At 48.3% G+C, this 3,810-nt stretch carries 4 protein-coding genes; 1 reads left to right on the top strand and 3 read right to left on the bottom strand.

The annotated features are described in order from the left end of the window. Positions 1 to 1,190, top strand: a 1,190-nt coding sequence (hflX, locus tag HW443_RS09715; RefSeq protein WP_176238116.1) for a GTPase HflX, incomplete at its 5' end; no start/stop codon positions are given. A 162-nt stretch (positions 1,191 to 1,352) separates the two neighbouring features. On the opposite strand, the gene lexA is transcribed toward hflX, so the two are convergent. The 3 genes from lexA to HW443_RS09700 form a co-directional block, all read right to left on the bottom strand. After that, the gene (lexA, locus tag HW443_RS09710; RefSeq protein WP_308748322.1) at positions 1,353 to 1,979 is read right to left on the bottom strand and encodes a transcriptional repressor LexA; all 627 of its coding nucleotides are present in this window, start codon (positions 1,977 to 1,979) and stop codon (positions 1,353 to 1,355) included. Then, a complete protein-coding gene (locus HW443_RS09705; protein WP_176230902.1) occupies positions 1,961 to 2,128 on the bottom strand; it encodes a hypothetical protein in 168 nt (55 codons plus the stop codon). Before HW443_RS09705 ends, lexA begins: the two co-directional genes overlap by 19 nt. A gap of 357 nt (positions 2,129 to 2,485) precedes the next feature. Next, positions 2,486 to 3,637, bottom strand: a complete 1,152-nt coding sequence (locus HW443_RS09700) for an ABC transporter substrate-binding protein (protein ID WP_176230904.1) — start codon at positions 3,635 to 3,637, stop codon at positions 2,486 to 2,488. Between the last annotated feature and the right edge of the window lie 173 nt (positions 3,638 to 3,810).

The raw sequence follows: 3,810 nt of genomic DNA, 5'->3' as shown, positions 1-3,810 counted from the left end.
TCTCCTCCACCGCCGGCGCTATGGTAGTGGATAAAATTATACAGCCTAAATCTTCTCCTGACCCCAAATTCTTCATCGGTAAAGGAAAGGTGGAGGAAATCAAGGCCACTATAACGTCTGGGGGCGTAAATCTGGTTATTTTCGATGAGGAACTCTCCGCCACTCAGCAACATAATCTGCAAAAAGAGCTGGGTATCAAAGTTCTGGATCGGACAGCTTTGATTCTGGACATATTTGCCCAGCATGCTCACAGCCATGAAGGTAAGCTACAGGTAGAGATGGCCCAATTAACCTATCTCTTGCCCAGACTTAAAGGAAGAGGAACAGAGATGTCTCGCTTAGGTGGAGGCATCGGCACCAGGGGTCCCGGCGAGACCAAGCTGGAAGTAGACCGAAGACGTATCCGAAAGAGGATCAAGACTCTCTCTGACCGACTGGAACAGTTGGGGGTAAACCGGTCCATCCAGCGAAAGAAAAGAAAGAAAAGCAGAGTTCCTGTGGTTTCTATCGTGGGCTATACCAATGCCGGTAAATCCACACTCCTGAACAGGCTGACCGGTGCCCGGGCTAGAGTGGAAGATAAGCTTTTCTCCACCCTGGATTCTTCTGTCAAGAGGCTTAATAGAGGCCAGAAGGGAACAGTACTTTTCTCAGATACGGTAGGATTTATTAACAAACTTCCCCATCAACTTATCGCTTCTTTCAAATCAACCCTGGAAGAAATCAAAGAGTCAGATCTTCTTCTCCATATAGTTGATGCCACTAACGCAGATCTGGGAAATTACCTCCGAGCGGTAGAAGAAGTATTGACAGAGATAGGGGCCATCAACAAAAAAACCGTCCTGGTATTCAATAAAATTGACCTACTGGATAGAGTGGCCCTGGCCCGGCTGAAGGAAAAGTACCCGGAAGCTGTCTTTATTTCAGCCCAAGAGGGAACCGGTATTGATAACCTGACCACCATGATCGAAAAAGTGCTGGAAGAGGAACGGGTCTTCCTTCGGCTAAGGATACCTTTTGGGGAGGGAGACGTTTTGGCTACTTTACATGATAAGGGATATGTAGTTAAAGAGGTCTATGGACCAGAAGGGATAGACGTGCTGGCTGAGGTCCCTGAGCCAATAGCGGGTTCTTTCCAAAAATACTCCACCTGGCCGTTCTCCGAAACTTACTCCAATCTAAAGATGTAAATTAGCCCTACAACGTCATTTACCTGAATACCTACAATATGTTGTGGCTCAATTAAAGAAATTGCCCTACATATTGAACCAAGATTCTTAAGTATCGCTGTAGGGTTAGGGGCCAACCCTACCTGGTTTCCAGTTGTACCGTCTGTGAAGAAAACTCCTCTTCTAAAGCCTCCGGTGAAGGGCAATAGCTACTCCCAAGATACTTACATCACGGAGAAAGAGGGGCTCCATATTGTCATTTTCAGGCTGAAGGCGGATGCGATGTGTTTCCCGATAGAGCCTCTTTACTGTGGCTTCGTCATCCACCAGAGCCACTACAATATCTCCATCTTGGGCAAAATTCTGTCTTCTTACTACCAGGAAGTCGCCATCCAAAATGCCTGCCTTAATCATACTGTCGCCCTTGACCCGTAGGACGAAAGTCTCCTGGTCTTTCACCAGCTCCGCCGGAAGGGGAAGATACTCCTGGATGTCCTGCTCAGCGTAGGTGAGGGGACCAGCAGTAACTCTTCCCACGATGGGGGAGAACTTTACCCTGTTGTCTCTCTGGGCACTTCTCCCCTCACCTATGGGTAGAAGAATCTCGATAGCTCTGGGCCTGGTTGGGTCTCTTCTTATGTAGCCCCTTTGTTCCAAAGAATTAAGATGGCTGTGCGCCGTGGCGCTGGAGCGCAGACCTATGTGCTCGCCTATTTCTCTCACCGAGGGCGGGTAGCCCCTTTGGGCTACCAACTGTTCAATGAATTCTAAAACCTCCCTTTGCCTCCCGGTTAACTTCTTTCCTTCCACGATTCCTCCCTTGAAAATAACCCAATTTTCAGGCGACGTGGTGCGCCGCGGCGCAGGGGCGATTCCTTTCTTACTGTCCAGTCAGGTACATAGTAACACACCAACATCAAAATAGCAAACATAGGTTCGATACCAGGGAGATTCGACAAAACCTCCTTGAACCCATCGGCCTGTTGCCCTGGAAGGTCTGGCCGGGTGAACTAAAAGAAAGTACTCCAGGTGGCTGCTTTTGACTCCCTGATAATAGGGATGAAATATTTACGGCTTAGAGTCTGAGATTCAAATAGCAGATGGGAGATTAGAGATGGGCGAAGAAAAGAAAATCTGCAATTTCTTTTTTGAAGAGAGCACAGACGGAAGAAGATTTATGAAGGTTTATGGTAGAAACGGACGGAGTGATGCTCACAGTAGGCAGACTGAGCATGGCTTGGATAAATTAGAGCGGGGAAGACAAGTTCTTCTGTACCGTCTTCCCCTCTTAGGACTTGATTGCCAATATGGTTGAGTTATAGGGAAATGAGACCTATTCTCTCCCAGCTATACTCGCCTTCAACCAGGTCCACTTTCCAGACTTCATAAGTGCCCGAAACCCGGTCGCCTTTTTCATTGAAAGTTATGGTGCCGCTGACGCCCGCATACTCCTTGCCTACCTCCCACAGAGCATCCCTGATTTTAGCTCCGTCGTAGACCCCGGCTTTTTCTATGGCCAGGGCAAGTAGCTTAACGGCATCATAAGCGGTATCGCACAAAAGCCCAGGGTCAACTCCAAATTCCTTCTTATAAGCAGCGCGGAATTCGTCCTGAGCCGGACCTACCGCGGTGAGGCCAGTGCCGATGACTGCTTTTCTCATAAACTCAGAAGCATCCTCTGATATCTTGAAGTCAAACCCATAGACACCCTCAGCGGCAATCCACTGGATAGCGTCCAGCCCCAGCTCTAAGGCCTGTCGATACACCACCGCTGCATCGTCATGATAGCCCACATGAAGAACAGCATCAGGCTTCTTATCCTTAATAATTCCCAACTCAGTGAGATAATCCAGTTTCGCCGGGTCATACCTTATGGAAGCTACAATATCTACCTTGTCCTTAAGCTCTTCCTCAGCTACAACCTCAATCCCTACACCGTAAGCGTTGTCCATTACCAGGATAGCGACCTTCTTAAATCCTCTTTCCGTGATGACTTGGGCTAAAGCTTTACCTTGAAGGGTGTCACTGGGGGTGGTACGAAAGGCGAAGTCAGTCCACGGCTCTTCTGAAATAGCAGGTGAGGTAGCCGAAGGTGAAACCAATAAAACTCCTCTCTCTTTTGCATATGGACCTATGGACATCACTGCTCCGCTGATCATGGGACCAACTACCACCTCAACTCCATCCACCTCCACCAGTTTCTTGAAGGCTTCAAGAGATTTGGCCGGGTCGGTAGCATCATCTTCTAATAGCAATTTCACTGGCTTTCCCAAAACCCCCCCGGCGGCGTTGATTTCCTTGACTGCCAGTTCAGCGCAGTCACCTATTAACTCGCCCATGGCAGCCAGGGCTCCCGTCTTAGACATAATAGCCCCAATCTTAATTTCCTCGGGTGGTGCCGGGGCACATGCTGCGACAGCTATAAGAAGCACTGCAGCGGCAATCACCAGAATTGCTTTTCTGACCATGATTCTCTCCTTTCTGCGACTGTTGCGCAACTCATGTGTATTCTGGTCCAAACTTACCACCAATTCCGCTCAAACTTACCACTGATTCTGGATAAGACTTACCAGTGATTCTGGAATTTAATTACCAATTTTTCCTACATATCCAGAACAACTGGTAACTTCCACCAGAATCT

Origin of the sequence: Candidatus Hakubella thermalkaliphila (genome assembly GCF_013281975.1) — a bacterium.
Classification (GTDB): domain Bacteria; phylum Actinomycetota; class Humimicrobiia; order Hakubellales; family Hakubellaceae; genus Hakubella; species Hakubella thermalkaliphila.
The sequence above is the reverse complement of the archived record's forward strand: the minus strand, read 5'-3'. Positions and strand labels throughout refer to the sequence as shown.

Coding starts and splice junctions, on each gene's coding strand:
- HW443_RS09700 (WP_176230904.1), bottom strand. CDS start 3,637: ATGGTCAGAAAAGCAATTCTGGTGATTGCCGCTGCAGTGCTTCTTATA.